Source organism: Micromonospora sp. WMMD736 (genome assembly GCF_049179015.1).
Taxonomy (GTDB): Bacteria; Actinomycetota; Actinomycetes; order Mycobacteriales; family Micromonosporaceae; genus Micromonospora.
The window spans coordinates 1-2,338 of the sequence record NZ_JBMHMI010000161.1; the positions used below are offsets into that span (position 1 = coordinate 1).

3 protein-coding genes are annotated in these 2,338 nt (G+C 62.4%); all 3 read right to left on the reverse strand.

Annotated elements, in window-relative coordinates; genetic code table 11:
• Positions 1-789 (reverse strand): SDR family NAD(P)-dependent oxidoreductase (locus ACN269_RS35070; protein WP_421477693.1); only part of this gene is annotated, 789 nt, incomplete at its 3' end.
• Between the two features lie 181 nt (positions 790-970).
• A complete protein-coding gene (locus ACN269_RS35075) occupies positions 971-1,705 on the reverse strand; it encodes a hypothetical protein (RefSeq protein WP_421477695.1) in 735 nt (244 codons plus the stop codon).
• A 13-nt stretch (positions 1,706-1,718) separates the two neighbouring features.
• On the reverse strand, positions 1,719-2,338 hold a 620-nt coding region (locus tag ACN269_RS35080; RefSeq protein WP_421477697.1), incomplete at its 5' end, for a hypothetical protein.

Below are 2,338 nucleotides of genomic sequence, written 5' to 3' on the forward strand. Positions count from 1 at the left end.
GACGATGTTCCAACCCCTGTCGGCCATGTCGAACGACGACGTGGGGCAGGGATGCGACCAGACCGACAGTTCATTGCCATCGAACGACAGCACTTGGCCGGTCATGCCGCGACTCGCGGTCGAGCATAGGTACTCGAACAAGGTAGCCACGGAATCGGGTTCCCCGAGCGCCGAACTGATCTCGGAGCCACTCTCCGTAAGCACCTCGGCAAGTCCCGCGGTCATGTCGGTCTTCACGGTCGGGGCGACTGCGTTCACGTCGATCCCAAACCGAGCCAGCTCAAGCGAAAGCGAGCGCGTCAAACCTAAGATTCCGCCTTTCGCCGCGGCATAGTTGGACTGCCCGGTGTTGCCGAAGAGTGCGGTGCCTGAAGTCACGTTGACAATCGCACCGCCGCCACCGCCGGACTTCATCGCCCGTACCGCCGCTTGCGACACCGCCCAGGTTCCTTCGATATGAGCGGCTAGTACTTCCCGGAGGTCATCGCGGGTCATTCTGGTCAGCATCGCATCGCGAGTCATCCCGGCATTGTTGACCACGACGTCGATGCCGCCGAACTCTGCCACGCACGTATCGACCAAAGCCTCGGCGACACCGGAAGTCTCGACGCGCCCACAGACGGTAATCGTGCCGAGATCTTGTGCCACTGAACGGCATCGATCCTCGTCAGTACCGTTTACGACGACGTGTGCACCACCGTTTGACAGTCGTTTGGCGACGGCAAGCCCGAGTCCGCGGGTCGAACCGGTCACGACCACACGCACGCCCGCGACCCCCTGAATCGTCACGATCCCAACCTCACGACGGGCGATGCGGCCGGAGGCAGGTGCCCCGAGAAGTCCTCAAGAGGGTCGTCGATCGCCGGGCTAGAGTTTGCGAACATCCTTCGACCGGTCCCTTCTTGGTTGTCCCAGACTGACGCAGTTGACGCGTCGGTCTGGGACACTTCCACGTAGCTTTGTCGTCGCGCTACCGGTTGACTGCCTCCGGGGCGTCGAAAGTTTCCACCCGGTCCGATGACAACGATCGGCGGATGGTGTAGGTCATCACGAAGAACCAGACCCAGAACGTGACAAATGGCGCATAGAACCCGAACAACCCGTTCCAGGCGAACGGCCCGGACTTGAAGAAGAAGATGATGCTGAGTGGGATGAGCTCGAACATGAAAAACACGTTGAAATAGCCCACCCAGCGCGGGATCAGCGGATCTGCGGAGCGGTCGGCGAACGAGGCATAGATGATGCTGATCACCACGAAGTAGAACGGTGCGATGACGCCCAGGAACTGCAGCCAGGCGATGTCGTTGAGCAGCAGCACGATCTCGGGATCGCGGTCGGCGCGGTATGCAGCAGTTAGCCACCAGCCGGCCGGGTAAGCGGTGAGCAACACGTTGGTGCCGCCGGCGATGATCTGGCAATACGTCAGGATGCCCGCCTTGCCCTCGACTCGGGAGATCAGGGTGGCCAGCACTGCCGTCCAGGGCACGTAGAACATGGAGCCGACGAGCACGAGCACCATGCCGAGCTTCAGCATCGTGGTGTTCTCGTGATACACCGCGGTGATCTGCTCCGCGTCCCAGGTCGGGGGCTGGGACGGGAAGAACCCGGCCAGCATCCAGATGCCGACCATCAGGAACGCGATGTAGACGTATCCGCTCCACGAGGCTCGTCGTGCGAGCTTGAAATTCGCCTCCGGCGACATCATCGTGGGTTACTCCTCAAGTCTTGTTGCTCAAGGCGGGCTGACGACGGCCGACCGCTTCGGGGGTCGCGCCGTCGGTGGGCGGGAGTAGCCGCAGCTGACCCGTGCCGAGCCGAATCAGCACATCGATGGCGACTAGCCCGATCGCGATCGACACCAATGCCGCCAGCACGCGCAGCCCATGTGAGGTGTCATTGTTGAGGACGAGGAAGAACGGCATGCCCACCACCCACGACGACATGAACGTCGCGAATGGAACCACGGTGAGCAGCAATTGGCGCGCGCCGGTGAAGAACCAGGCCAGCCGCACGATCACCACAGCGCCGAGCATCGAGCCCAGCGTGTTGAACACCAGCTGGCTGATGGGGAAGCCGCCGACAGTGAGAGGCTGGTCGCCGTAGTAGAGGTAAAGCCCCGACTGCAGCAGTGGGATCTCCATGGCCAGGTTGAGCGCACCCCACACCGCGATGCTCCCCCACAGCGTGCGGCGGCTGATGCCGTTGCGGAAAGCCAGCGCGATGAGGTAGGTGAACCCGCCGTAGAACACGACGTAGGCCAGGATCACCCAGATCGGAATGCTGCGGCCGAACGCCGTCAGACCGATCCACCCGTCGGCGGGAAAGAAGCAGTGGCACA